The organism is Amycolatopsis lurida, from assembly GCF_900105055.1.
GTDB classification, from domain to species: Bacteria; Actinomycetota; Actinomycetes; order Mycobacteriales; family Pseudonocardiaceae; genus Amycolatopsis; species Amycolatopsis lurida.
Genome location: NZ_FNTA01000002.1, coordinates 79,292 through 103,457, shown reverse-complemented (window position 1 = coordinate 103,457; position 24,166 = coordinate 79,292). Strand labels below are relative to the sequence as shown.

21 protein-coding genes are annotated in these 24,166 nt (G+C 69.5%); 5 read left to right on the top strand and 16 right to left on the bottom strand.

The annotated features are described in order from the left end of the window. Positions 1 to 33: 33 nt before the first annotated feature. Positions 34 to 1,842, bottom strand: coding sequence for a sulfoacetaldehyde acetyltransferase (xsc, locus tag BLW75_RS00860; RefSeq protein WP_034314954.1), 1,809 nt, complete (start codon positions 1,840 to 1,842; stop codon positions 34 to 36). A 143-nt stretch (positions 1,843 to 1,985) separates the two neighbouring features. On the opposite strand from xsc, the gene BLW75_RS00855 reads away from it, so the two are divergent. From BLW75_RS00855 to BLW75_RS00845, 3 genes are read left to right on the top strand one after another with little or no spacing between them, the layout of a single operon-like run. After that, complete coding sequence (locus tag BLW75_RS00855; RefSeq protein ID WP_034314957.1) at positions 1,986 to 2,786, top strand: IclR family transcriptional regulator; 801 nt, start codon at positions 1,986 to 1,988, stop codon at positions 2,784 to 2,786. Positions 2,787 to 2,795: 9 nt separating this feature from the next. Further along, the gene (locus BLW75_RS00850; protein WP_034314960.1) at positions 2,796 to 3,728 is read left to right on the top strand and encodes an AAA family ATPase; all 933 of its coding nucleotides are present in this window, start codon (positions 2,796 to 2,798) and stop codon (positions 3,726 to 3,728) included. After that, entirely contained in the window at positions 3,725 to 5,422 is a 1,698-nt protein-coding gene (locus BLW75_RS00845; protein WP_034314963.1) for a cobaltochelatase CobT-related protein, read from the top strand. The genes BLW75_RS00850 and BLW75_RS00845 overlap by 4 nt, the downstream gene beginning before the upstream one ends. Here the strand turns inward: BLW75_RS00845 and BLW75_RS00840 are convergent. Continuing rightward, positions 5,405 to 5,602, bottom strand: coding sequence for an Rv0909 family putative TA system antitoxin (locus BLW75_RS00840; protein WP_034314965.1), 198 nt, complete (start codon positions 5,600 to 5,602; stop codon positions 5,405 to 5,407). The genes BLW75_RS00845 and BLW75_RS00840 overlap by 18 nt on opposite strands. A gap of 241 nt (positions 5,603 to 5,843) precedes the next feature. Here BLW75_RS00840 and BLW75_RS00835 point away from each other — a divergent pair, with 241 nt between their 5' ends. After that, positions 5,844 to 6,440 (top strand): OmpA family protein, encoded by a 597-nt coding sequence (locus tag BLW75_RS00835; RefSeq protein ID WP_241783723.1) that lies wholly within the window; start codon positions 5,844 to 5,846, stop codon positions 6,438 to 6,440. Between the two features lie 187 nt (positions 6,441 to 6,627). On the opposite strand, the gene BLW75_RS00830 is transcribed toward BLW75_RS00835, so the two are convergent. From BLW75_RS00830 to ald, 5 genes are all read right to left on the bottom strand, one after another. Continuing rightward, entirely contained in the window at positions 6,628 to 8,067 is a 1,440-nt protein-coding gene (locus tag BLW75_RS00830; RefSeq protein WP_034314970.1) for a sodium:solute symporter family protein, read from the bottom strand. Then, positions 8,067 to 8,279, bottom strand: a complete 213-nt coding sequence (locus tag BLW75_RS00825) for a DUF3311 domain-containing protein (protein WP_034314972.1) — start codon at positions 8,277 to 8,279, stop codon at positions 8,067 to 8,069. Before BLW75_RS00825 ends, BLW75_RS00830 begins: the two co-directional genes overlap by 1 nt. Then, a complete protein-coding gene (locus BLW75_RS00820) occupies positions 8,276 to 9,934 on the bottom strand; it encodes an amidohydrolase (RefSeq protein ID WP_034314974.1) in 1,659 nt (552 codons plus the stop codon). The genes BLW75_RS00825 and BLW75_RS00820 overlap by 4 nt, the downstream gene beginning before the upstream one ends. A gap of 100 nt (positions 9,935 to 10,034) precedes the next feature. Next, entirely contained in the window at positions 10,035 to 11,498 is a 1,464-nt protein-coding gene (pdxR, locus tag BLW75_RS00815; RefSeq protein WP_034315168.1) for a MocR-like pyridoxine biosynthesis transcription factor PdxR, read from the bottom strand. A gap of 65 nt (positions 11,499 to 11,563) precedes the next feature. Next, positions 11,564 to 12,679, bottom strand: coding sequence for an alanine dehydrogenase (ald, locus tag BLW75_RS00810; protein WP_034314976.1), 1,116 nt, complete (start codon positions 12,677 to 12,679; stop codon positions 11,564 to 11,566). Positions 12,680 to 12,857: 178 nt separating this feature from the next. Here ald and BLW75_RS00805 point away from each other — a divergent pair, with 178 nt between their 5' ends. Continuing rightward, a complete protein-coding gene (locus BLW75_RS00805; RefSeq protein WP_241783725.1) occupies positions 12,858 to 13,568 on the top strand; it encodes a sulfite exporter TauE/SafE family protein in 711 nt (236 codons plus the stop codon). Between the two features lie 60 nt (positions 13,569 to 13,628). Here BLW75_RS00805 and BLW75_RS00800 read toward each other — a convergent pair whose 3' ends face one another. From BLW75_RS00800 to BLW75_RS00760, 9 genes are read right to left on the bottom strand one after another with little or no spacing between them, the layout of a single operon-like run. Continuing rightward, on the bottom strand, positions 13,629 to 15,098 hold the full coding sequence (locus tag BLW75_RS00800; protein ID WP_091596409.1) for an isochorismatase family protein: 1,470 nt from the start codon (positions 15,096 to 15,098) through the stop codon (positions 13,629 to 13,631). Continuing rightward, positions 15,085 to 15,726: an SRPBCC family protein gene (locus BLW75_RS00795; RefSeq protein ID WP_034314982.1), complete on the bottom strand. Its 642-nt coding sequence runs from the start codon at positions 15,724 to 15,726 to the stop codon at positions 15,085 to 15,087. The genes BLW75_RS00800 and BLW75_RS00795 overlap by 14 nt, the downstream gene beginning before the upstream one ends. Further along, a complete protein-coding gene (locus tag BLW75_RS00790) occupies positions 15,723 to 16,223 on the bottom strand; it encodes a (2Fe-2S)-binding protein (RefSeq protein WP_034314984.1) in 501 nt (166 codons plus the stop codon). Before BLW75_RS00790 ends, BLW75_RS00795 begins: the two co-directional genes overlap by 4 nt. Further along, positions 16,220 to 18,625, bottom strand: a complete 2,406-nt coding sequence (locus BLW75_RS00785; RefSeq protein ID WP_034314986.1) for a xanthine dehydrogenase family protein molybdopterin-binding subunit — start codon at positions 18,623 to 18,625, stop codon at positions 16,220 to 16,222. The genes BLW75_RS00790 and BLW75_RS00785 overlap by 4 nt, the downstream gene beginning before the upstream one ends. Beyond that, the gene (locus BLW75_RS00780; RefSeq protein WP_034314988.1) at positions 18,622 to 19,488 is read right to left on the bottom strand and encodes an FAD binding domain-containing protein; all 867 of its coding nucleotides are present in this window, start codon (positions 19,486 to 19,488) and stop codon (positions 18,622 to 18,624) included. Before BLW75_RS00780 ends, BLW75_RS00785 begins: the two co-directional genes overlap by 4 nt. Continuing rightward, the gene (locus BLW75_RS00775) at positions 19,485 to 20,873 is read right to left on the bottom strand and encodes an MFS transporter (RefSeq protein WP_034314991.1); all 1,389 of its coding nucleotides are present in this window, start codon (positions 20,871 to 20,873) and stop codon (positions 19,485 to 19,487) included. Before BLW75_RS00775 ends, BLW75_RS00780 begins: the two co-directional genes overlap by 4 nt. A 34-nt stretch (positions 20,874 to 20,907) precedes the next feature. Next, complete coding sequence (locus BLW75_RS00770) at positions 20,908 to 22,179, bottom strand: FAD-dependent oxidoreductase (RefSeq protein WP_034314994.1); 1,272 nt, start codon at positions 22,177 to 22,179, stop codon at positions 20,908 to 20,910. Beyond that, positions 22,157 to 22,954, bottom strand: coding sequence for a maleate cis-trans isomerase family protein (locus tag BLW75_RS00765; RefSeq protein ID WP_034314996.1), 798 nt, complete (start codon positions 22,952 to 22,954; stop codon positions 22,157 to 22,159). Before BLW75_RS00765 ends, BLW75_RS00770 begins: the two co-directional genes overlap by 23 nt. Then, positions 22,951 to 23,997 carry a 2,5-dihydroxypyridine 5,6-dioxygenase NicX family protein gene (locus tag BLW75_RS00760; RefSeq protein WP_034314998.1) on the bottom strand — a complete coding sequence of 349 codons (1,047 nt, stop codon included), beginning with the start codon at positions 23,995 to 23,997 and terminating at the stop codon, positions 22,951 to 22,953. The genes BLW75_RS00765 and BLW75_RS00760 overlap by 4 nt, the downstream gene beginning before the upstream one ends. Between the last annotated feature and the right edge of the window lie 169 nt (positions 23,998 to 24,166).

Genomic DNA, 24,166 nt, shown 5'->3' with positions numbered 1-24,166 from the left:
GGGAAGGGGGCCTTCACACGCAAAACCCGAGGCCTACACGTAGTCTTTGTACTTCTCCAGGAATCGCACCGGCTTGGACAGCGCGTCCCGGCGGAACGGGTCGCCCAGCTCGCGGGTACACATGATCTCGATGACGGTGGTCTTGCCCTCGTTCATCTGCGCGTCGACGGCGCGCTGCAACGCGGGACCGACCTCGTCGAGCTTCTCCACGACGACGCCTTCCGCGCCCATCGCCTTGGCGATCCCCGCGAAACTCTCGCTTTCCAGCTCGCCCGCGACGAACCGCCGGTTGTAGAAGTCGACCTGGTTCTTCTTCTCCGCGCCCCACTGCCGGTTGTGGAACACCACGGCCGTGACCGGGATGTCGTGGCGTACCGCGGTCATGATCTCGCCCATGCTCATCCCCCACGCGCCGTCGCCGGCATAGGAGATCGCGGGCCGGTCGGGCGCGGCGGCCTTGGCGCCGATGATGGTCGGCAGCGCGTATCCGCAGTTGCCGAAGCTCATCGGGGCGAAGAAACTGCGCGGCTCCTCGAAGCGCAGATAGCTGTTCGCGACCGAGTTGATGTTGCCGATGTCGGTCGACACCATCACCCGCGGCGGCATCGCCTTCTCCAGCTCCCGCAGCACTTCCCGCGGGTGCAGCCAGTTGCCTTCCTCGCCCTCCTGCTCCGCGATCATGTCGAGGCTGAACGGGTCGGTCTCGTGGGTCCAGGCGTCGAGCTCGGCCTCCCACGCGTCCTTCTCCGCCTTGATCTTCGCCGCGCGAGCGTCCTTTGTGGAGTCACAGGCCAGCGTCCGGTCCGCCAGGCGCCTGGTCAGCGCGACCGCCGCGTCCTTGGCATCGCCGCAGATGCCGACGGTGATCTTCTTGACCAGGCCGAGCATCTTGTGGTCCGCGTCGATCTGGATGATCTTCGCGTCCTTGGGCCAGTAGTCCATGCCGTGCTGCGGCAGCGTGCCGAACGGGCCGAGGCGCGAGCCGAGCGCGATCACGACGTCCGCCTGCGAGATCAGTTTCATCGCGGCCTTGGAACCCTGATACCCCAGCGGTCCGCACCATTGCGGGTGACTCGCCGGGAACGAGTCGTTGTGCAGATAGCTGTTCACCACCGGCGCGCCGAGACGTTCGGCGAGCGCCTTGCACTCCTCGACGCCGTCGGCCATCACGACGCCGCCGCCGGAGATGATCACCGGGAACTCGGCCGTGGCCAGCAGCGCCGCGGCCTCGTCGAGGCTCCGCTCGCCGCCAGGGCCGCGGTCGAGCCGGGCAGGCTCAGGGATCTCGGCCTCGATCTCGCCGTAGAAGAAGTCACGCGGGATGTTGAGCTGCGTCGGGCCGAGTTCGGAGTGGGCGCGGTCGAAGCAACGGCCGGTGTACTCGGCCATCCGCTTCGGGTTGTTGACGTGCCCCTGGTACTTGGTGAACTCCTGGAACATCGGCAGCTGGTTGGCCTCCTGGAAGCCGCCGAGGCCGGTGCCCATCGTGCCCGCCTCGGGCGTCACGATGACGACCGGGCTGTGCGCCCAGTAGGCGGCCGCGATCGCGGTCACGCAGTTGCTGATGCCGGGGCCGTTCTGCCCGATGACGACACCGTGCCTGCCGCTCACCCTGGCGTAGCCGTCGGCCATGTGCCCGGCGCCCTGTTCGTGCACGACCGGTACCAGCCGGATGCCCGCCGGCGCGAAGATGTCCATCGCGTCCATGAACGCCGACCCCATGATGCCGAAGATGTCGGTGACGCCGTTCGCCACGAGCGTCTCGACGAAGGCCTCGGACGGGGTCATCTTCTTCCGGCCGCTGACGACCACGCGGCCGTCACCCGTCTTCCGTTCCGTCATGTTCCGCTCCTTCGACAGGCGAGATTACAAAAAACGATACGTGGCGTTCCTGAAATCAGGATGCGAACGACGATAGGACGCGGATCGCCGAGCGTCAACGCCGGATTCTGAAAACCGAGACGCCCTGTGCTACTTTCCGGAACATGGAGCTGCTTCGCGAACCCGATCCGATCAACGGGGACACGCCGACCATGCGGCTGTTCTCCCTGCTCGAGCTGATCGCCGCCAAAGACCAGCTGGTCTCCCTGCAGGGCCTCGTCGAGGAGACCGGCCTGCCGAAACCGACTCTGCACCGCATGTTGCAGCAGCTCGAAGGGGCGGGTCTGCTGGTCCGCCAGGCCGACGGCCGCCACTACGGCACCGGCCACCGGCTGCGACGGCTCGCGGAGAACCTGCTCCTCAACGCGACCCACCACGGCGCCCGGCACGCCGTCCTGCGCCACCTCGTCGACGAACTCGGCGAGAGCTGCAACGTGACCACGTTGTCGGGCAACGAGATCGTGTACCTCGACCGGGTCGAGACGCCGGAACCGCTGCGGTTCTACCTCCGGCCGGGCTCGCGCGTGCCGATCCACTGTTCGGCCAGCGGCAAGATGATCCTCGCGCAGATGAGCCCGTCGCAGCGGCGGAAGCTGCTCGCGCACGCGCCGCTCAAGCAGTACACGAACAAGACCCTCACCGATCTCGACGCGCTCGAGGCCGAGTTCGCCCGGATCCGCCGCGACGGGTTCGCGCTCGACGACGAGGAGTTCCTGCCCGGCCTGGTGTGCGTCGCGGTCCTCGTGCCGGGGCGTGCCAACCTCTGCGTCGCCGTGCAGGCGCCCGTCATGCGGCTGACGCCGGACAAGGCGCTCCAGACACTCCCCGCGCTGCAGCGCGCGGCCGAGGCGATCAGCCGCGTCGACGCCGAGGGCGCGTCCGAACCGGAAAGTGTTCCGTCGTAAGGAGTTCTCATGGTCCCCGAGCTACGGCTCCCGGTACGCGAAGTCTTCGGCATCGATTCGGACCTCGTCGTCGGCGCGTTCCGCGAGCGCGGCGAGCACGTCCCCGAGATCGACGAGGCGTACCGCTTCAACCCCGACGTGACCCTGGCCCTGCTCGCCGGATTCACCCGCGACCGCCGGGTACTGGTGCAGGGCCTGCACGGCACCGGGAAGTCGACCCACATCGAGCAGGTCGCCGCACGGCTCAACTGGCCGTGCGTACGCGTCAACCTGGACGGTCACCTCAACCGCCTCGACCTCGTCGGCCGCGACGCCGTCGTGCTGCGCGAAGGCAAGCAGGTCACCGAGTTCCAGGAGGGAATCCTCCCGTGGGCGCTGCAGCGTCCGGTCGCGCTCGTGCTCGACGAGTACGACGCCGGCCGCCCGGACGTCATGTTCGTGCTTCAGCGGGTGCTCGAACGCGACGGAAAGTTCACCCTCACGGATCAGAACCGCGTTCTGCGGCCGCATCCGTCCTTCCGGTTGTTCGCCACCGCCAACACGGTCGGACTGGGCAACCTCAACGGTCTCTACCACGGCGCGCAGCGGCTGAACCACGCGCAGATCGACCGCTGGAACATCGTGGCCTCGCTGAACCACCTGCCCGCCGCCGAGGAGATCGCGATCGTGCGGGCGAGGGTCCCCAGCGTTTCCGAGCCGCTCGCGGCGTCACTGGTCGCGGTGGCCGCCTTGACCCGCAAGGGTTTCCAGGCCGGCGACCTGTCCACTCTGATGTCGCCGCGCACGGTGATCACCTGGGCGGAGAACATCGAGATCTTCGGTGATCCCGCGACCGCCTTCCGGCTGTCCTTCGTGAACAAATGCGACGAAGCCGAGCGAGATCTGGTGGCGGAATACTTCCAGCGCTGCTTCGACGACGAGCTCCACCTGCTCTCGGCATGACCACGGCGCAGGCGGAAACCCGGCGCCGCAACCAGGTCGAAGAGCTGTGCGCGGCCGCGATCCGGGCCCTCAGCGGCGATCCGGCGCTCCATTTCCGGGCACGGCGGCTGCACCGCGGACGCGAACCGCTCCCCCTGCACGCACCGCATCTTCGTCCGTCGGCCGACGACGATCTGCTGTCGTCCCGCGGCATCGCGGACGGGATGGCGCTGCGCCTGACGGCCTCCGACGCCGCCCTGCACCGGACCCTGTGCCCACGCGACCCGGCGGAACGCGGGATTTTCGAGCTGCTGGAACAGTTCCGCGTCGAATCGCTCCCGCCCGCGGAGCTGCCGGGGATGCGACGGAACCTGCGCCTCCGTCATCTGCGCTGGTCACTGGAGTTCCACCGCTCCGGTCTGACCGAGACCGCACGCGGACTGCTGTTGTACACGGTCGCGCAGATCTGCCGGTCGCGGATCACCGGCGAACCGGTGGTCGAGGAGACCGAGGACCTCATCGAGGCGACCAGGTTCGCACTGGCGCCTTCGCTCGGCCACGACCTCGCCGGCCTTCGTCGGCATCGGACGGACCAGAAGGCGTTCGCGGAACACGCGCTGGCGATCGCCCGGACGACCGGCGCCCTGCTCACCGGGACCGAACAGGACGCCGAGGACGGCAGTGATCCCGCCGATCCCACCGACCCGCGCTTCAGCCTCGTGATCGACTTCGACGCGAGCCTCGGCGAGCAGATTCCCGCCGCGACCGCCGGCACCAGCCGAACCCTGGGCGAATCCGGTGCGACGTACCGGGTCTTCACCACCGCGTACGACCGCGAACGGCGTGCGTCGGACCTGGTGCGCCCCGGACTGCTGGCCGAACTCCGCGAACGGCTCGACCGGCGGGTCGCCAGGCAGGGCGTCGGCGCCGGACGGCTGGCACGCGACCTCCAGGCGGTACTCGCCGAGCCCGCGCGCGACGGCTGGGACGCCGGCCAGGAAGAAGGCCATCTCGACGGCCGCACCCTGGCGCAGCTGATCAGCTCTCCCACCGAACGCCGGATCTTCCGCACCGAGCGGATCGAGCCGGTGGCGGACACCCTTGTGACGTTCCTGCTCGACTGCTCGGGTTCGATGACCGCGCACGCGGAACCCGTCGCCGCGCTGGTCGACCTCCTCACGCGCTCGATCGAGCTCGCCGGTGCGTCCTGCGAGGTGCTCGGCTTCACGACCGGCGCCTGGAACGGCGGCGGCCCCGGGCGGGAGTGGAGACGAGCGGGACGGCCGCGCCATCCCGGCAGGCTCAACGAACGCCTGCACCTCGTGTTCAAGGACGCCGAAACCCCGTGGCGCCGGGCGCGCCCGGATCTCGCGGCACTGCTGAAAGCCGATCTGTTCCGGGAAGGGATCGACGGCGAAGCGGTGGCCTGGGCCTGCGAGCGGATGCGCGCGCGAACAGCGGCACGCCGGATCCTGCTCGTCCTCTCCGACGGCAGCCCCATGGACGGCGCGACGAGCCTGGCGAACGATCCGCACTACCTGGACGAGCATCTGCGGGAAACGGTGCTGCGGGAGGAGAACACCGTCGAGATCCGCGGGGTCGGCGTAGGGCTCGACCTCAGCCCCTTCTACCGCCGGTCCCGGGTTCTCGACACGTCCGTCACGTCCGGGTACGCACCGTTCCGGGACGTCCTCGGACTATTGACCCTGCGGTGAATCCTGCTGCCCTTCACCCTGCTGCTCGCCACCGGATTCGCCGAGGTAGTCCTTCGCCTTGTCGGCGGCCGAGTCGATCTTGTCCGAGTGATCACCGAAGCGGGATTTCGCGAAATCGGCGGCCTTGTCGACGTGCTCCCCGCTCACCTTGTCCTTCATACCTTCGAAGTCGATACCCATGAGAACTCCTCACCTATTGTGAATACGCCGGCTACCGGCGCATGACACCCATCAAAGTCCCTTCGCGCTCAATCGCAACTTGAGCCGGACGGTTGGGTGAGTCGCGTGAACTTCACCTCATTTGCCCTTTGCGGCCAAGGAAATCGGACTCGACCACCGGGAACGCGCATCGCCGAAGTAGCTCACTCGGGTGTATTCGCCACCGCTCCACCGAACCACGATTGGCGCTTTTAGCTCTTTCGTGTTCGTATCCCTGGGGTCAGCCAATGCGGACACGGCCAAAGGGAGTTCGAACTTCATGCGCAGGAATATTGCCCGGACGGTATCGGGCGTGGCGATCGTGGCCGGCCTGGTCGCCGCGTGCGGCTCCGAAGGCGAGAACGGTGCGGCTGGAACATCTGGCGCGAACGGAACCGCTTCAAGCGCGGCCGCCGCGCCGTCATCCGGCGACGGGGCCCCGGCTTCCTCGGGAGCAGACGCGGCTCAGGCGGGTGGCGAGGCGGCGCAGAAGGTGACCGCGGCGATCCAACAGGCTCTCCAGCAGTCACCGATCGCCTTCACCACGGAAAGCGCCGAACTGTCCGAGAAGAGCAAGGCGGCACTCGGCGAGGTCGCCAAGGCCATGCAGGGCAACGACGTGAAGATCATGGTCGCCACCCACGCGGGTTACCCCGACGCGGAAAAGTCCAAGGCGCTCTCCGAAAAGCGCGCCGAAGCGATCACCACCGCGCTCGAAGGAGCGGGCGTGGCCAAGGACCGCGTCAAGACCGAGGCGACCGGCAACGAAAAGGCGCAAGGCGACAAGGCGCTGGACACGCAGATCACCGTCGCGGAGTGACCTTCGACGGAAACGCGGGTGGGCGGAGCGATCCGCCCACCCGCGTTTGTCACCATCCGATCGCTCACCGACCGCTTCGGCTCGGGCTGGACGCGATTCGACTTCGAGATAGCCGTGACTCACGCGGTACGAGAGTTACGCCTCCGAACACGCGAGTTACGTCTCTGATCACGCGAGATACGCCGTGTCACCCGCTGAGCGAAGGCACCGCCTCGGCGTCCGGGGTGCTGTCGGCCGACCGCGCCACCGGAACCCGGGCCTTGTCCGGCGCCGCCAGGCTCCAGATCGCCACCACGGCCAGGTTCACCCCGAGCGACACCAGACCCGCGTTGAAACCGCCGAACGTCACGCCGGTGACGTAGAGGGCGATCGCCGTGAGCACTCCGGTGATCATCCCGGCGGCCACCGCGGCGGTCCGCACCCGCCGCACGAACAGGATGGCGAGCCAGCCGGGGACGACCTGGGCGAGCAGGTTGTAGGTCAGGTTCAGGATGGTGAGCATCAACGTCGACGCCACGAGCGTCAGCACCGCCGCCAACACCAGGAAACTCGCCACCGCGACGACCGTCCACCGGCGTTGCGCCGCGGCCGGGACGTTCGGCGCGATGTTGCGGCAGACCATGCCACCGATGGTGAGCGCGGTCGCGGCGAGCACCAGCACGCCCGACAGCGCGGCGCCGGCGGCGACGAGGCCCAGCAGCCAATCCGGCAGCAATCCCTTGGCGGTCACCATGAACACCGTGTTCGGATTCTCCAGATCCGGATGCGCGCGCACGCCGTAATAGGCGGCCAGCACCAGGAACGGGTAGATCAGCATGTACATCGGCATCCACACGGTCGAGCTCTTCACCGCACGTTCGGAACGGGCCGGGAACACGTAGGCGCCACCGAAACCGAGGTAGAACACGATGCTCTGGAAGAGGATCGTGGTCATCGCGAACGTGAGTTCCGAACCGCCCATGGTGGTCTGCGCCGCGCTCAGCACCTCGGGTCCGCTGACCTTCGCGGTGCCGCCGGCGGCGATCACCACGGCCACCCCGACGAGCACGACGCCGAGCAGCATGAAGAAATCCTTGAGGATCGAAACGAACGCGGGCGACCGCACCCCGGAGACGGCGATGTAGACGAACGCCACGATGCCGGCCAGCACCACGCACTGCACGGGATCCAGCGGCAGTCCCAGATTGCCGAGCACCACCTGGAGACCGATGAATTGGTACTGCCCCCACGGGATCAGCGCGATCAGCATCGTGACGCAGGTGATCAACTCCAGCCGCCTGCTGCCGAAATGCCGTCCGAACACGTCGGGCACGGTCATCGCGTCGTACCGTTTCGCCGCCCGCCACACCAGCGGCGCCAGGAAATAGCCCAGCGAGTACGCGAGCAGGATGTAGCCGAGGAACCAGATCCCGTAGCTCGCGCCGTGCGCGTAGATGCCGCTCGGGAACCCGATCATCGTCCCGATGCTGTACACCTCGCCGACCGCGAGGAAGTACACCAGCCACGCCGGGAACGACCGGCCGCCGACGAGGAACTCGGAGATCCCGCCGCCGCGCGTCGACCGACCGGCCCACACCGCGAGCCCGATCGAACCCGCCATCACCACCGCCACGATCGCGATCAGCATCAGTCGTCCTCCGGGTAGTGGGCGCGGTCGAAGAAACGCCAGCTGATCCACAGGCACAGGGTGGTCAGCGGGCAGCAGCAGAACACCCAGAAGAACAGCACCGGGATGCCCAGCACCGATGCCGTCGATCCGGAGAGCAGCAGGATTCCCGCCAGGAGAGCCAAAGCGGGGACGAACAGTCCGATGAGGACACTCGGCCAGCTGCGGATCATCGCCTCGCTCCCGTCGTCTCGCGCCGCCAGACGACCTCGCCGCCGCTGACGGTGACGTCCACGGTCAGCTCGCGGATCCGGTCCGGGTCGACCGTGGTCGGGTCACCGGACAGCACCGCGAGATCGGCGAGCTTCCCGACTTCCAAACTGCCCTTGACGTCCTCCTCGCCCGCCAGGTACGCGGCGTCGATCGTGTAGCCGCGCAGCGCGGCGTCGACGTCCACGGCCTGTTCCGGGCCGAGAACCTTGCCCTGCCTGGTGATCCGGCGTACCGCGCACCAGATCCCTTCCAACGGCGGCACCGGGGTCACCGGGGTGTCCGAATGCAGTCCGAAGTGGATTCCGCGCGAGCGTGCCGAAACCAGCGGGCTGATCCGGCGGGCCCGCTCGGGGCCGAGGAAGACGTCACGATGCCGGTCTCCCCAGTAGTAGACGTGTTTGACGAAGAACGACGCGAGGACGTCGTGGGCGGCCATCCGGTCCAGCTGGTCTTCGCGCACCGTCTGGCAGTGCTCGATCCGGTGCCGCCTGCCGGTGCCGCGCGGCGAGCCCAGCCGCGAATAGCCGTCGATGATCGCGTCGATCGCCGCGTCCCCGTTGCCGTGCACGGCGACCTGCCAGCCCGCCGCGTCGAGCGCGGCGATCCGGCGGCCGAGGTCGGCGGGTTCGAGCAGCATCATGCCGTGCTCGTCCGGGTCGCAGGTGTAGCCCTCCGCGAGGCAACCGGTCTTGCCCTGGATCGACCCGTCCGCGACGATCTTGACCCCGGTCATCGCGAACTTGTCGTCCGCGGTGCCTTCCGGAGCCTCCGGTTCACCTTCGTCGAGCCCAGGAAGAAGACCGTCGAACAGGTAGCCGCGCACCCGGACGCGCAGTTTTCCGGCCCGCCGCAACAAGGCGTACGCCTCGAGTTCCGCTGCTCCGCCGATGAGGCCGATCCCGGTGTCATGCACGGAAGTCACGCCGTTGGCGAGGTATTCCTCGTCCGCCAGGAGCAGGGCTTCGGCCAGTTCTCCCGCGCTCTGGCCGGGCAGCCGGGACGTGACGAGGAAGGCCGCCGTCTCGACGAGCACCCCGGTCGGCTCGCCGCGGGCGTCGCGCACGATGAGCCCGCCGGGCGGATCCGGGGTCGCGGCGGTGATTCCGACTTCGCGCAGGGCGAGCGAGTTCGCGGTGCAGAAATGCCCGGAAACATGGGTCAGGACCACGGGATTGCGAGCAGAGACGGGATCGAGGTCCGCGCGCGTCGGATGACGCCCGTCCGCGAGCAGCGTGTCGTCGTACCGGAAACCGCGGATCCACTCCCCCGGACCGAGGTCCTTGGCCGCCTGGGCGACCCGGCCGGCGATGTCGGCGATGGTGTCGTTGGGCGGGCTGCCGGCGTCGACCGGCGCGGCCAGCGTCATCCCGAAGAACGCCGGATGGTTGTGGGACTCGACGAAGCCGGGGATCGCCGTGCGCCCGGCCAGGTCGAGCACGGTGGTTTCCGGGCCGATCAGCCGCGAGATCTCCCGTTCGGAACCGAGCGCGGTGATCCGCCCGCCGGTCGCGGCCAGCGCGCGGATCCGTCTCCCCACCGCATCGAGGGTGAGGACGGTGCCGCCGAGCGCGACGAAATCGGCTACCCGCTGGGGATCTTCTCGAAGGAACTCCACACAGGCCTCCCGGGCTCACGAGGGATCCCCAGACAGTGCGGCACGTCTGGCCGCCTGAACAGGTCCAGAACGCTCCGGCGCGGTGGTACCAGATGCGGGTTCAGCCGCCGAGCAGGTCGCGGCAGGCCTCGCCGAGCAGCCGGATACCGGGGTCGATGTCGCGCAACGGCACCGCCGCGAAGCCGATCCGGAAGTGGTTGCGCGGCGGGTCTTCCCCGACGAAGAAGATGTCCCCGGGCTCGATCAGGACGCCGTCGCGCTCGGCGCGTTCGATCAGCGCCCGGCAGTCCAGTTCGGACGGCCCGGTCATCCAGAGGCTGACCCCGCCCGGCGGGTACGCCGTCTGCGTCCACGGCAGGTGTTCGGTGACCGCGGCGCAGGTCGCCTCCCATTTCCGCATCAGCTTCGTGCGGTAGCGCCGCAGGGAGCGGTGGTACTCGCCGCTGTCGATGAGGAGAGCCAGCGCCCGCTGGAGGTGACCGGGCGGATGCCGCAGCACGTACCGCCGGATCTCCCGCAGCTCCCGCACCAGCTCGCGCGGGCCGACCAGGTATCCCAGCCGCAGGCCGGGTGAGAGGAACTTGGAGAAGGTGCCGAGGTAGATCGCGTCGCCGGTGCCGTCGAGCGCCTTGAGCGCGGGCGTGGGGCTGCCGTGGTACCGGAATTCGCTGTCGTAGTCGTCCTCGACGAGCACCGTGCCCGCACTCGCGGCGAGGCTGAGCAACCGACGGCGGCGGCCGATGCTCAGCGTCGCGTTCGTCGGATGGTGGTGGCTCGGCGTGAGATAGAGCAGGTCGACGCCGTCGAGTGTCTCCGGCGGGCGCAGGCCGCTCTGGTCGACGTCGACGCCACGCAGCCCGGCGCCGGTGCGCAGGAAGATGTGCCGGGCGTCGAGGTAGCCCGGGTTCTCCATCGCCACGACGCTGTCCGGGCCGAGCAGCGCGCGGCCGAGCAGGTCGAGCCCCTGCTGCGAACCGACGGTGATCAGCACCTCGGACGGGTCGGCTTCGATCCCCCGTGCGGTGAGCAACTGGCGGCAGATGAGGTCGACCAGCATCGGGTCGTCCGAGCCGACGCTGTCCTGCAGGCTCGGGAACACGTGCGGCCGGTACAGCGCGTCGCGCAGGCAGCGGGTCCACGACCGCGCAGGGAACGCGGTGACGTCGACCTGGCCGGCGAGGAACGGGTACGGATAGGTGTGCCAGTCCGGGCGTTTCTCGATATGCGGCACCCCGGCGTCCGGGTACCGCCGCACTCGCGCGCTCCAGTCGATGGCCGGGGTGGTGCCGCGTTCCTGCACCGCGCAATGCGGCCGCATCTCCGCGTTGATGAACAGCCCGCTGCGCTCCCGGCTCTCCACGAACCCTTCGGCGACCAGCTCCTGGTAGGCGAGGTTGATGGTGTTGCGGGAAACGCTCAGTTCGGCGGCCAGCTCACGCGAGCTCGGCAGCCGGTGCGCCGGGTCGAAGGTGCCGATCGCGATACCGTGCTCGATCGCGCGCCGCACCTGCCGGTAGAGCGGCTCGGCGGACGTCCGGTCGATTTCGATCAACGTTCGCGGCAACGGCACCTCCCTCTCGGCGTCAGGGCCGGGATCTGAACCTAGCTCCAGATCCCGGCCCGCACCACCTAACCGAGCACGTCGTCGAGCGAAACGGAGCCGATTCCGAGCGCGTCACCGACCGGCGCGGACGTCAGCCGCCCGTCCACCGTGCTGACCCCGCCGCGCAGTTCCGGACAGCGCGCGAGGGCGCCGGAGAGACCGTTGTTCGCCAGCTCCAGCGCGTACGGCAGCGTGACGTTCGTCAGCGCGTACGTCGAGGTGTGCGGCACGGCGCCGGGCATGTTGGCGACGCAGTAGAACACCGAGTCGTGCACGGTGAACGTCGGTTCCGCGTGCGTGGTCGGCCGCGTGTCCTCGAAGCAACCGCCCTGGTCGACGGAGATGTCGACGAGCACGCTGCCCGGCTTCATCCGGGACACGAGCTCGTTCGAGACCAGGCTCGGCGCCTTGGCTCCGGGCACGAGGACCGCGCCGATCACGAGGTCTGCTTCGAGCACGGCCTCTTCGATCGAGTACGCGTTGGCCGCGGCGGTGCGGATCCGGCCCTGGTACATCCGGTCGGCGGCACGGAGCTTGTCGACGTTCTTGTCGAACAGGACGACGTCGGCCCAGGTCCCGGCCGCGCCGGCGACCGCGTTCATGCCCGCGACACCGGCGCCGAGGACGACCACCCGCGCCGGGGCCACCCCGGAGACGCCGCCGATGAGCACACCCCGGCCGCCGTTGGCGCGCATCAGCGTCTGCGCGCCGACCTGCGGGGCCAGCCGTCCGGCGACCTCGCTCATCGGGAACAGCAGGGGCAGCGAACCGTTCGGCAGCTGCACGGTCTCGTAGGCCACCGACGTCGTGCCCGCGTCCAGCAGCGCCCGCGTGCACGGCTCGCTCGCGGCGAGGTGCAGGTACGTGAACAGCAGCTGGTCGCGGCGCAGGCGGTGGTACTCCTCCGCGATCGGCTCCTTGACCTTGAGCACGAGCTCTCCGGCCGCCCAGACGTCGTCGGCACTGTCGAGCACCTTCGCCCCAGCTGCGGCGTAGTCCTCGTCGCGTACGGAGGACCCTTCGCCGGCTCCGCGCTCGACGAACACCTCATGCCCGGCCGAAGTGAATTCGTGCACGCCCGCGGGCGTCACCGCGACCCGGTACTCGTGGTTCTTGACTTCACGAGGGACACCGATCTTCATCTCACGCTCCCGTCTGTTCCCAAGACAATGACGCTGAGCGTGCGGCACGGCTGGAACGGCCAGAAGTGCCAGAACCCGCGCGATCGACGGGTCCAGTCAGCGGGTCATAGTGGTGAGCTATGACGTCCTTCCCGGATGACGGCTACCGGCGTTCGAGCACTCGCTCCACAATGGACCGGTGGGAACCCTGGCCATGACCTCGCTCGCGGCGGCGGCCGGGGTCGTCGCCCAGCGCCTTTCCGGGATGGGGCTTTCCCTGCTGTGCGTACCGTTCCTTGCCCTGGCCCTGGGCCCGCTCGACGCCGTCCGGCTCACCCTGCTGCTCGGCTTCCCGGTCTATCTCGCGGTCGCGATCACCCATTGGCGTGCGATCAGATGGGCGCAGGTCGCGTGGCTGACGGTGCCCGCGGTGGTGTTCACCCCGGTCATCGCGTTCGTGGTGCGCGGCGTTCCCGCGCGTCCGCTGTTGCTCACCGCGGGTGGCTGCTGCCTCCTCGCGGTCGGCATCCTGGCGAGCGGCATCACCAGCAAACGGCTGGCGGGCAGGACGGGCGCCGTCGGCGCGGGCGTGCTGAGCGCGGCGATGAACTCCGTCGCCGGGCTGTCCGGTCCCGCCGTGGCCGTGTACGGGGCGAGCGCGGGCTGGGGCGCGGACGAGACACGCGGAACGCTGTCGATCTACTTCTTCCTGCTCGGGCTGGTCGCGCTGCCCAGTCTCGGCTGGGTAGAGGTGCCCGGGAGCGTGCTCCTCGCGGTGGCGGGCGCGGCCCTCGCCGGTGATCTGCTGGGACGGGCGCTGAGCCGCCGGGTCGGCGAACGGTCCGTCCGCTGGTCCGTTCTGGTGCTTTCGGCGGCGGGTGGCGCGCTGACGCTGGCGCATGCCGCGTGAGGCGCGGCTCGGCTCGCGACCGCGCACCGACCCGTTGCGAAAGTGGCTTTCGCAACCCGCTCACAACAGTTTCCGCAACGCCTCCCGCAAAGCGCCAAGAGCGGCTTCGGGCTCGTCCCAGAAGATCATGTGCCCGGCCCCCGCGATCTCGACGAGTTCCGCCGACGGATTGCGCTCGGCCGCTTCGGCGGCACCGGCGGCGGTGACGACCGGACTCGCGCCGCCATACAGGAAGTAGGCCGGAGCGGGCACCTTCGGCCAGTCGGCGAAGAAGTCCTCGCTTTCGAAACCGGCGTGGGTCGCGGCGATCGCGGAACGGGAGCACGAAGAAAGCCAGCGAGCACGCAGTTCCTGTTCCCGGCGCGGCCATCGCGGCCAGGACCGGGCGACCTCGTCGGCGTCGGTGCCCCGGCGGGCCTGGGCGAGTTGCCCGAGGAAAGCGTCGAGGGTGGTGGGGTACGGCGCCCGTCCGGGGCCGCTCAGCGGCGGGTCGGCCAGCACCGTGCCCCGGTACGGCCGGCTGGTGGCGGCCCGTGCGGCGATCCGTGCGCCCATGGAGTGTCCGAAAAGGATCGGGTCGCGCAGCCCGAGCCCGTCCACGACCGCCTCGACGTCCGCGGCGTAGCTCGCCAGGTCGTAATCCGGCGCGTCGTCGGACAGGCCGCGCCCGCGGACGTCGAGCACGAGCGGGCGAACGAGGTCGGTGAGTTCCCTGGCCACGAAGTCCATCGTGACCGCCGGGCTGGTGATACCCGGCAGCACGAGCACCGGAGCCCCGTCGGACGGCCCGTAGTCGAGCACGTGCAGCCGGACCGGCCCCGAGCGTACCCACCGGCTGGTCGCCGGAACGTCGCCGAGATCCGCCAACGCGGGTCGACCGACCGTGCGGAGATCCTGATCCGAAAGGTACGCCAAGGCATCGTCGAGGCCGACGACGTCCGCGTATTTCGCTTGCAGGTCGAACAAAGCGGCATCGTGCGGACCTCGGGCACGGTCACCACAGGCTTCCCTGACGACCAGGGTGTTGAAGCCGGACTGGACCGCATCGACCGCGGTCGCGCGGACACATCCCGAAGTCGTCGCGCCACAGACGACAACGGTGTCCGTGCCCAGACTCGTCAGGAGCGCGGCCAGCGAGGTCCCGTGGAACGCCGACGCGCCCTTCTTCAGGATGAGATGGTCGCTTTCACGCTGTTCGAGCCGTGGGTCGAGGGCGATCGCCTCGCTTCCTTCGCGCAGCGCCCGCATCCCGGGGGCTTTCCGGAGCCACGCGACGGCGTCGCCGTCCGCTTCGGCGGGGGTGTAGCTGATCGCGGTGTAGATCACCGGTATGCCCCGCCGGCGCGCCTCGGCGACGAGAGCGGCGGTCGCGGTCACTTCGGCGGTGAGGTCGGCTCCGGACGGAAAGCCGGGTTCGGTGAACCCGCGGGTCAGGTCGACCACGACCAGGGCCGGGCGCGATCCGCGCGGCACGCTCGCGCCGAAACCGGCTCGGTCGTACACGCTGTCGAGGCCTTCATCGACGGGCACGCTGCAACTCCTTGATCAGTTCGTCCTGAGTACGGATCCGGCCCAGCAGCCAGCCCTGGAACAAGCCGAGGGCCGCGGCGGCCGCGATCACGCCATAGCGTTTGACGTTGTCGGGCACCAGCATCGCCAGACCGTCGAGAGCCTCGCCGCCGTCCGCCGGAGCGGGTTTCGCCACCGGCGCGGGCCGGCCTTCCAACTGGTCCGCGAGATTGCGGGCGAACTGGTCGAGCAGCCGGGTGGAGACGGCGCCGATCGCGCCCTTGCCGAATTGGGCGAGCTTGCCGCGGATCGACAGATCGGTCCGCAACTCGATGGTGGCGCCGCCGGGCGCCTCGCGCACGGTCAGCGTGACGTCGGCCTCCGCGTCACCGTTGCCGTGGGCGTCCGCTCCCCTGGCCACGAGCCGCAGGCTGCGGTCGGCGGGGGCGACGTCGGTGAACCGCACGGTGCCCGAGTAGGCGGCGGTGATCGGGCCGACCTTGACCTTGACGCGGCCGAGATAGGCGTCGTCCTGCCGCCCGTCGAGGGTCGCGCCCGGCAGGCAACCGGCCACCCGTTCGACGTCGTTGATCAAGGCGAAGACCGCGTCGGGTCCGGCCGGGACGGACAGTTGGTTCTCCAGGATCACGCTGTCGCCTCCTTCTTCGCGGCGTGGCACCGGCGGGTCGCGGTCGCCTCGATCGCGTCCACGATGGTCTGGTAACCGGTGCAGCGGCACAGGTTCGCCGAGACGGCCTCGCGGATCTCCTCGCGCCCCGCGTCCGGCCGCTGGGCGAGGAATCCTTCGGCCAGCATGAGGAATCCGGGCGTGCAGAACCCGCACTGCAGGCCGTGGTGCTCGCTGAAAGACCGCTGCAGATCGGAAAGTTCCCCGTCCTGCCCCAGCGATTCGACCGTGCGGACCTCGGCCGATTCCGCCTGGACGGCGAACATCAGGCACGCCCGCACCGGTTCCTCGTCGACGAGAACAGTGCAGGCGCCGCACACCCCGTGCTCGCAACCGACGTGGGTGCCGGTGAGCCCGAGGTCGTGACGCAGGACGTCGAGCAGGGTCTTGCGCGGTTCGACGAGGGCCTCGTGCGCCTCGCCGTTGACGTTGAGGACGATCAGGTGCCGGTCACTCATGATGGGACGCTCACTTCCTGGTGGATCCCCGCGTCGAGCGCGGCGAGCACGGTCTGCGGATGGACCGGGGTCGTGTCGAGTTCGACCCCCGTCCGGCGCAGCGCGTCGTTGATCGCGTTCAGCACCGCGGCGGGCGCGCCGATGGTGCCGCCCTCTCCCGCGCCCTTCGCGCCGTTTTCCGTGAAGGCGCAAGGGGTTTCGAGGTGGGTGACGGAGATGTCGGGGATCTCCGTCGCGGTCGGGACGAGGTAGTCGATGAAGCTCGCGGCCGACGGTTCCCCGTTGCCCGCGTAGGTGACCTCCTCGAACAACGCGCCGGCGATGCCCTGCGCGATCCCGCCACGGCATTGGCCGTCGACCACCTGCGGATGGATCACCACGCCGCAGTCCTCGACACAGGCGTAGCGCAGGATCTTGATCTGGCCGGTACCCGGATCGGCCTCGACGACCACGGCGTGCGTGGCGTTGGAGAAGGTGCCGTCGCCGGGCACGTCGAAACTCGCCGTGGCCGTCAACGTCGGTTCGACGTCCTTGGGCAGCAGGTGACTGCGCAGGTAGGCCACGTCGGCGATCTCCTCGAACGACGCGCGCCGCTCCGGGTCGTCGATCTGGACGACGCCCCCGTCGCCGTCGAGCCGAACGTTGTCGGGACTCGTTTCGAGCAGGTGCGCGGCGATTTTGCACAGCAGTTCGCCGAGCTTGTCGGCCGCCAGGGACACCGCCGAGCCACCGATCGTCACCGAGCGGGAGGCGAAGGTCCCCCATCCGTAGGCGATGCGCTCGGTGTCGCCCTGGCGGAGCTTGACCTGGTCGAGGTGCAGCCCCAGCCGGTCGGCCACGATCTGCGCCAGCGTCGTCTCGTGGGACTGGCCGTGGTTCATGGTGCCGCTGGTGACCACGACGGAGCCGGTGGTGTCCATCCTGATCTCGGAGATGTCGAAACCGGGGACCACCGCCATCTTCCGCTTGGCGAAGGCGCCCGAGCCGTACCCGGTCCGCTCGGAGAAGCAGCAGTAGCCGATGCCGATATGCCTGCCCTCGGCGGAGGCACGGTCCCGGATCTCGTACCAGCCCTCGTCCCGGATCACCGCTTCGGCGAGTTCGAGCGATTCGCGGTAGGTGCCGGGGTCGTAGGTGATGGCGTTGACGCCGGTGTACGGGAACTGCGTGATCACGTTGCGCCGCCGGATCTCGACCGGATCGAGGCCGAATTCCCTGGCGGCGCGTTCCATGATCCGTTCGATCGCCATCACGTACTGCGGACGGCTGACGCCGCGGTACGGCGCCGTCGGTGCCTTGTTGCTCGCTATGGCGCGGGCACGGACGCGGTATTCGGGCACCTGGTACACGCTCGGCATCTCGGCCGACGCCATCAGCGGCTCGATCCCCGCCGTGAACGGGTAACAGGAGTACGCGCCCATGTCGCAGACGACGTCGACGTCGAGCGCGGTGATCCGCCCGTCCTCGTCGAACGCCGCCAGCGTGCGGTAACGCTGTTCCCTGGCAAGGAATCCGGCGGTGAGCGCCTCGCGCCGATCTTCGATCCATTTCACCGGCCGGTTCAGCCGCCTGGCCGCCGCCGCGACCGCGATCTCCTCACGGCCGACGACGCATTTCTGGCCGAAACCCCCGCCCATGTCCGGGACGGTGACGCGCACGGTGCGTTCGGGGACCCGCAGCGAACGGGCCATCGCCGTGCGCACCTGATGCGGCACCTGCGTGCACATCTGGACGAGCAGCTGGTCGTCATGATCGTCCCAGGAGGCGACCACTCCCCGCGTTTCGAGCGGGAGCGCGTTCTGCCGTCCGCTCTTCGTGACGACCTCGACCACCCGGCCGCCGCCCGCGCGGGCCGCCTCGAACGCCGCGTCGACACCGGGGGTGTCGAACATCGACACGTCGACCAGCACGTTGCCGGGCGCCTCGTCGTGGACGAGCGGCGCGTCCGCGGCGAACGCCGATTCCTCCGACACGATCGCGCCGAGCGGCTCGTAATCCACCACCGCGGCTTCGACGCCGTCCTCGGCGCTGTACGGATCTCGCGCGACGACCAGCGCCACCGGTTCGCCGGTGAACCGCACCTTCTCCCTGGCGAGGATCGGCATCGCGGTCGGCGAGAACTCCTCGGGCGGACGGTCGAGCAGGGCGACGATGTCGCCGAGATCGAGATCCCGCGCCGCGTAGGCGGCGACAACGCCGTCGACCGCCAAAGTGGCAGACAGGTCGATCCCGGTGACCGTGCCGTGCGCGACCGTCGAGCGGACGAAAGCCGCGTGCAGCATCCCGGGCAGCTGAATGTCGTCGACGAAGCGGCCCCGGCCGGTGAGCAGCCGGGGGTCTTCGCGCCGGGGCACGGACGCACCGACCCAGCGGCCGTTGCGCCCATCGAACCGCGGAGTCATCGCGTTTCTCCTTTCTCCCAGGCCTCGTGCAGAGCCCGGGTGACGAGGGTGCGCGCCAGCCGCCGTCGGTAGGCGGCACTTCCCGCCGCGTCGTCCGGCGGATCGATGGCCGCCGCCGCGGCCTCCCCGCATTCGGCGAACAGGTCCGGTCCGGGGACACCACTGTCGAGCAGCGCCTCGGCCTCGAGCACCCGGACGGGCGCCGGAGCCACACCGCCGAGCACGACCCGGCCCCCGCGCTCCGCGTCGATGCTCACCGCCGCGTCGACGATCGCGAAATCGCCGTGACGGCGGGCGAACTCGGTCAACGCGGCCCTGGGCGACGGACGGGTGAAGCGCACCGCGGTCACGACTTCGTCCGGCTCGACGGCCGTGGTGTAGAAGCCGTGGAACATCTCTTCGGCCGGGATCTCCCTGGGCCCGCGAGGGCCTTCGGCGACGATCACCGCGTCGAGCAGCAGGGCGAGCAGGCACCATTCCGCGGTCGCGTCGCCGTGGACGACGCTGCCCGCCACCGTGCCGCGGGACCGGATCGGCAGATGCCCCACCCACCGCATCGCGCGGGACAGCACGTCGAAATCCGGTCCCAGCTCGGCGACCTCGACCGCCCGATGGGTGAGCAGCGCGCCGATCGTGAGGCTGGAACCGTTACGCCGGAAGGAGTTCAACGCCGGTTCGCGGCGCAACGGTCCCAGGTCCACCAGCGCCGTCGGCCGGGCGAGCCGGAAGTTCATCATCGGCATCAAGCTCTGCCCACCCGCGATGAGCTTCGGATCCTCGCCCGCCGCGGCAAGCTCACCGAGCAGGCCGACGGCGTCGGTGACGTCGTGGGCCCGGTGGTACCGGAACGCGGCGGGCTTCACAGAGCCGGCCTGGTCTCGGCGGATGGCTCGGCCGGGTCGACGATCCGGTCGAGTTCGCGGCCGCGGGTCTCCGGCGCGCCCACCTTCATGAACAGGACCGCGGCCACCACGAGGACACCCAGCACGGCGAAGGTGAGGGGCAACCCGAGCACCGGCCACAGCACGCTCCCGAACAGCAGCGGCGCGAAACCGGTGATCGCCCGGCTCGACGACGACGCCCAGCCGAACCCCGAGGCCCGGAGTTCCGTCGGGTACAGCTCGGACACGTAGGCGTACATCACCGGGATGACCACCAGCGCGAACAGGCCGAACGCGCCGATCGCCACGACCGCCGCGGCAGGCGTGTCGAGCAGCAGGGAGAACACCACGAGCGACAACGCGGTGAGCGGACCGGCGACCATGATGATCCGCTTGCGGCCGACCTTGTCGACCAGGAGCACGGCCACCGCGACACCGACGATGCCGGTCGCGTTCATGAGCGCGGTCGACGCGAAGGCGGCGATCTCGCCGAATCCCTGCGCCCGCAGGATCGACGGCATCCAGCTGAGCGCGGCGTAGTAGACCAGCATGACGCTGATGAACAGCGACCACGCGACCGCCGTGATCCGCGGGTTGAACGCCCACACCCGGCGCAGCTGGTCGAACGCGGCCGCGACCGCGCCGCCGCGGGTGTCCTCGACCACCGCGGGCGGGACCGAGTACGGCTCCGGGGTCGCGCCCGTACGCCGCACGAGGTCGTCGATCACGGCCCGCGCCTCCGCCTCGCGGCCCTTGCGCACCAGATACAGCGGTGATTCCGGGACGCCGCGCCGCACCCAGAACAGCAGCAGCGCCGGTAGGATCATCAGCACCAGCATCCAGCGCCAGTTCCCCTCGACCGGGAGCAGCAGGGTCGCGGTGACGGCGGCCAGCGTGGTCCCGATCGGCCACCAGCCGTCCATCGCGGACAGGACCCGGCCGCGATGCTTGCGCGGGGAGAACTCGCTGACGATCGCGTAATCGACCGGAATGCAGCCGCCGAGGCCGATCCCCGCCAGGAAACGCAGGGCCAGGAACGTCTCGACGTTCGGGGCGAACGCCCCGAACACGGAGAACAGCGCGAACAGCAGCAGCGTGACGCTGAACGCCCGCTTCCGGCCGATCCGGTCCGCGATCGTGCCCCAGACGACCGCGCCGACGGCCATGCCGATCAGGTTCGCGGTGGCCACCAGGCCCTTCCCGCCGGCGGACAGGCCGAATTCCGTCCCGACCAGCGGGGTGAGGAATCCGTTCAGCGCGACGTCCCAGGCGTCGAACATGTAGCCCAGCCCGCCGATGAGGAAGATCTTTCCCTGCACGCTCCAACGCCAGGGCAGGTCCTGGACGATCTGATCACCAGTACGCATGAACCGCTCCGTTGCGATTGACGGCCAGCGCGCCTCAGCGGGCGAACTGGTAGTGGATGGACTCGGTGTCGGGGTCGGTGAGCGGGCTGCCGTTCCACAGCCAGTCGTAGGACACGTCGGATTCGCCGTCGAACCGCCGCAGCTTCTCGTCCCGTTCGCGCTGTTCGGGACCGTCGGGCAGGTGATAGAAGTCCATGTTCTGCAGCGAGGCGTCCTGCACCATCCCCGCGTGCTTGGCGCGCCGGTCCACGTAGCGGATCAAAGCACCGTCGATCCCGTCGCGGGTGACGCGCCCCAGCTCCTCGGCCAGTACCGCGGCGTCTTCCATCGCCTGGGACGCGCCTTGCGCCTGATACGGCAGCATCGCGTGGCACGCGTCGCCGAGCAGGGCGACCCGGCCGTCGACCCAGACCGGATCGCGGCGGCGGCGGTACATCGCCCACACCGAGACGTCCTCGTCCTTCGCCTTGGCCAGCATCGTCGGTACCCGATCGTCCCAGTCGTGGTACTCGGCGGCGAGTTCGGCGGCGGTGGCCGGGCCGCTCCAGTCCTTGGCCACCGTTTCGGTGCACGGCACGATCGCGACCACGTTGAGGTACTCCCCGCCGCGGATCATGTAGTGCACCAGGTGTTTGTTGGGGCCGTACCAGATCGTGGAGTGGTAGCGGTCGGCCAGGAACCGCGTCGCGGGGTCCTGGGCGATCAGGTCGCCGGAGATCAGGGCCCGATAGGCCATCTCGCCGGAGAACGCGAGGGTGTCGTCGAAGCCGGCGAGATCCCGCACCGAAGACCGGATGCCGTCCGCCCCGACCACGATGTCACCGGTGAACCGCCGTCCGTCGGCGGTGATGACGGTGGGCCGCTCCGGGACCGTCCGGTCGAGGTCGACCACCCGCGCACCGGTCGCCACCCGCACCACCGGACCGGGCACCTCCGGATCGAGGCAGGCGTCCAGCAGGACTCCGTGCAGGTCGGCGCGGTGATAATGCCAGTAGGGCGCGCCGTACTGGTCGGTCACGCGCCTGCCCAGCGCCAGCTGGGCGATGATGCTCCCGTCGGCCCAACGACGGCGCACCTGGTCCTGCGGCTCCGTCCGCACCCGCTCGAGCCGGGCGCGCAGCCCGAGCCCGATGAGGATCCGGCTCGCGTTCGGCGCGGTCTGGATGCCGGCGCCGATCTCGCCCAGCTCCGGGGCGGCCTCGACCACGGTGACACGCAGACCCCGTTGCCGCAGGGACAACGCGGCGCAGAGCCCACCGAGCCCGCCGCCGACGACAACGACCTCAAACGACTGACTCGCGGCCATGCCCGCCTCCCGTCTTCGTCCTTGCTTTCGCGCCCTTGAGCAAACTGCCCGCGCCGGGCACCCGGGGCTCCACACCGAGCTCCGACAGGATCCGGTACGTCGTCGCCGTCGCCGCCGAGAGGACCGGGATCCCGATCTCGTCCTCCACCGGCTGGATCGCGGACAGTGAAGGCATCTGGACGCAGGCGGAAAGCACGAGTGCGTCCACATCGGACAGATTCAGTCTCCGGTGATGCTCCCGCAGTCCCGCCGGGTCGAGCCGGGCGACGGCGAGATTGTCGGGGACCTCGAGGGAAAGCGCGTCGGCGACCTCGAACCCGGCGTCCTCGATGTAGTCCGCCACCGCCTTGGTCAACGGCTTCATGTACGGCGTGATGATCGCGACCTTGCGGGCGCCGAGCGCGCCGAGCCCGGACAGCAGCGCACCGGCACTGGAGACGACCGGCGACTCGCAACCTTCTTCGCGCAGCACGCGCGTGATGTCGTCCTCGGCGGTGCAGTGGTAGCCGGGCCCCTGGGCCATGATCGCCACCAGGCACGCGGTGGCGACCACGTCGGGCTTGGCGTCGGCGAGTTCGGCCGCCGCGCGTCCGGCCTGGGCGTTCATCGCCCGCAACTGTTCGGGTTCGACGTGGCGCATCCTGGCCCGCGCGGAATGGAAGACGAACCGGTCCGCCGGCTCGGACTCCTCCCTGGCCCGCAGCATCCGCGGCAGCTCGGTCTCCATCGTGAGGTTCGAGCTGGGGACGATCATCCCGATGTGGTGGTCGCTCATCGTCGGGCCGCCGGACGCATCTCGGCGACGGTCAGCTCACCGTTGTCGACGATCAGTTCGTCGTCGAGGTAAAGGGAATTGCCGCGCATCGGGATGTCGAAGTGGCAGGGCGTGTCGTTCGGGCCGCCGAGCTCGTTGTTGGGGCCGATGGAGAACATGACGTTGCCGTAGAAACTCCGCAGTTCCATGCCCATCCCGCCGGGGAACTGGGTCAGCCCGTGCCAGTGGGCGCGCTCGTCGAGCCCCCAGCCGACGTGGCTCATGCCGTAGCCGCGAGGGTCCTCGAAGCTCTCGATGTACGAGCGCAGCAGATCCGCGTCCAGCCCGGACGATCCGGCGCCGCCGCGGATGTCCCGGATGAAGCCCTGCTCGATGGTGATCTCCACCGGCGTCTGTACGTAGGTGTTGAACGGCAGCAGGACATCCCCCGGCGAAAGCACGATCTTCCCGTCGACGCCGTCGTCGGCCCCGCCGGTGAACACGAACGCCGCCGGCCAGTGGTCCCAGCGGCCGGGGGTGTCGGTGTAGCCGTATTCGGACAGCGTCGGGTACACGCCGAGCTGATAGGTGACGTCGGTGCCCGCCGGGCTGGTGATCCGCATCGTGCCCGCCTTGGCGAGGAGTTCCGCGCCGATCTCCACCCGTTCGCGTAGTTCCTTCGTCGGCATGAGCCTGGCCAGCAGCTCGGGCGGTTCGACGGCGGTGAGGATCCGGGTGCCCGCGTCCTGGATGGCGAACTGTTCCTTGCTGAACAACAGGAACGTGCAGTCGACCACCATGTCCACGCTCTTGAGCGCCTCGACCGCCAGCGGGATGTTCCCGAGCCCCGAGTCGCCGACCGCCCACGCGCCCGCGGCGCTGACCGGCGACGGCAGCCGCATGTGGTACGCCGAGGCACCCAGCTGCTGGGCGGCCCACAGGAAGGCGTCTGCGTACTCCGCGCGCTCCCCGCCGCGGGTCAGCACCACCACGGTCTCGCCCTCGTGCACCCCCGAGAACGTCAACTGGCGCAAACAGATGTCGTTGAACAGGTTCCGGTCCATCGCCGACCACCTCCATATTGATCCGAGCACGTACTATCCGGGTACGGAAGACCGGCCTTCATACGAACACGTACTATCCGGATACGCAAGAGGTGACCGCGGACAGATCTCGGCGGCCTGCCCGTGAGCGACCGTCCGGACACGTAGGATCACCGCGGGGGCCCGGGCA

Bases quoted from the DNA above. Each gene is read 5' to 3' on its own strand.
- xsc (WP_034314954.1), bottom strand. From the start codon at position 1,842: ATGACGGAACGGAAGACGGGTGACGGCCGCGTGGTCGTCAGCGGCCGG.
- BLW75_RS00855 (WP_034314957.1), top strand. From the start codon at position 1,986: ATGGAGCTGCTTCGCGAACCCGATCCGATCAACGGGGACACGCCGACC.
- BLW75_RS00850 (WP_034314960.1), top strand. From the start codon at position 2,796: ATGGTCCCCGAGCTACGGCTCCCGGTACGCGAAGTCTTCGGCATCGAT.
- BLW75_RS00845 (WP_034314963.1), top strand. From the start codon at position 3,725: ATGACCACGGCGCAGGCGGAAACCCGGCGCCGCAACCAGGTCGAAGAG.
- BLW75_RS00840 (WP_034314965.1), bottom strand. From the start codon at position 5,602: ATGGGTATCGACTTCGAAGGTATGAAGGACAAGGTGAGCGGGGAGCAC.
- BLW75_RS00830 (WP_034314970.1), bottom strand. From the start codon at position 8,067: ATGCTGATCGCGATCGTGGCGGTGGTGATGGCGGGTTCGATCGGGCTC.
- BLW75_RS00825 (WP_034314972.1), bottom strand. From the start codon at position 8,279: ATGATCCGCAGCTGGCCGAGTGTCCTCATCGGACTGTTCGTCCCCGCT.
- ald (WP_034314976.1), bottom strand. From the start codon at position 12,679: ATGAAGATCGGTGTCCCTCGTGAAGTCAAGAACCACGAGTACCGGGTC.
- BLW75_RS00790 (WP_034314984.1), bottom strand. From the start codon at position 16,223: ATGAGTGACCGGCACCTGATCGTCCTCAACGTCAACGGCGAGGCGCAC.
- BLW75_RS00785 (WP_034314986.1), bottom strand. From the start codon at position 18,625: ATGACTCCGCGGTTCGATGGGCGCAACGGCCGCTGGGTCGGTGCGTCC.
- BLW75_RS00775 (WP_034314991.1), bottom strand. From the start codon at position 20,873: ATGCGTACTGGTGATCAGATCGTCCAGGACCTGCCCTGGCGTTGGAGC.
- BLW75_RS00770 (WP_034314994.1), bottom strand. From the start codon at position 22,179: ATGGCCGCGAGTCAGTCGTTTGAGGTCGTTGTCGTCGGCGGCGGGCTC.
- BLW75_RS00765 (WP_034314996.1), bottom strand. From the start codon at position 22,954: ATGAGCGACCACCACATCGGGATGATCGTCCCCAGCTCGAACCTCACG.
- BLW75_RS00760 (WP_034314998.1), bottom strand. From the start codon at position 23,997: ATGGACCGGAACCTGTTCAACGACATCTGTTTGCGCCAGTTGACGTTC.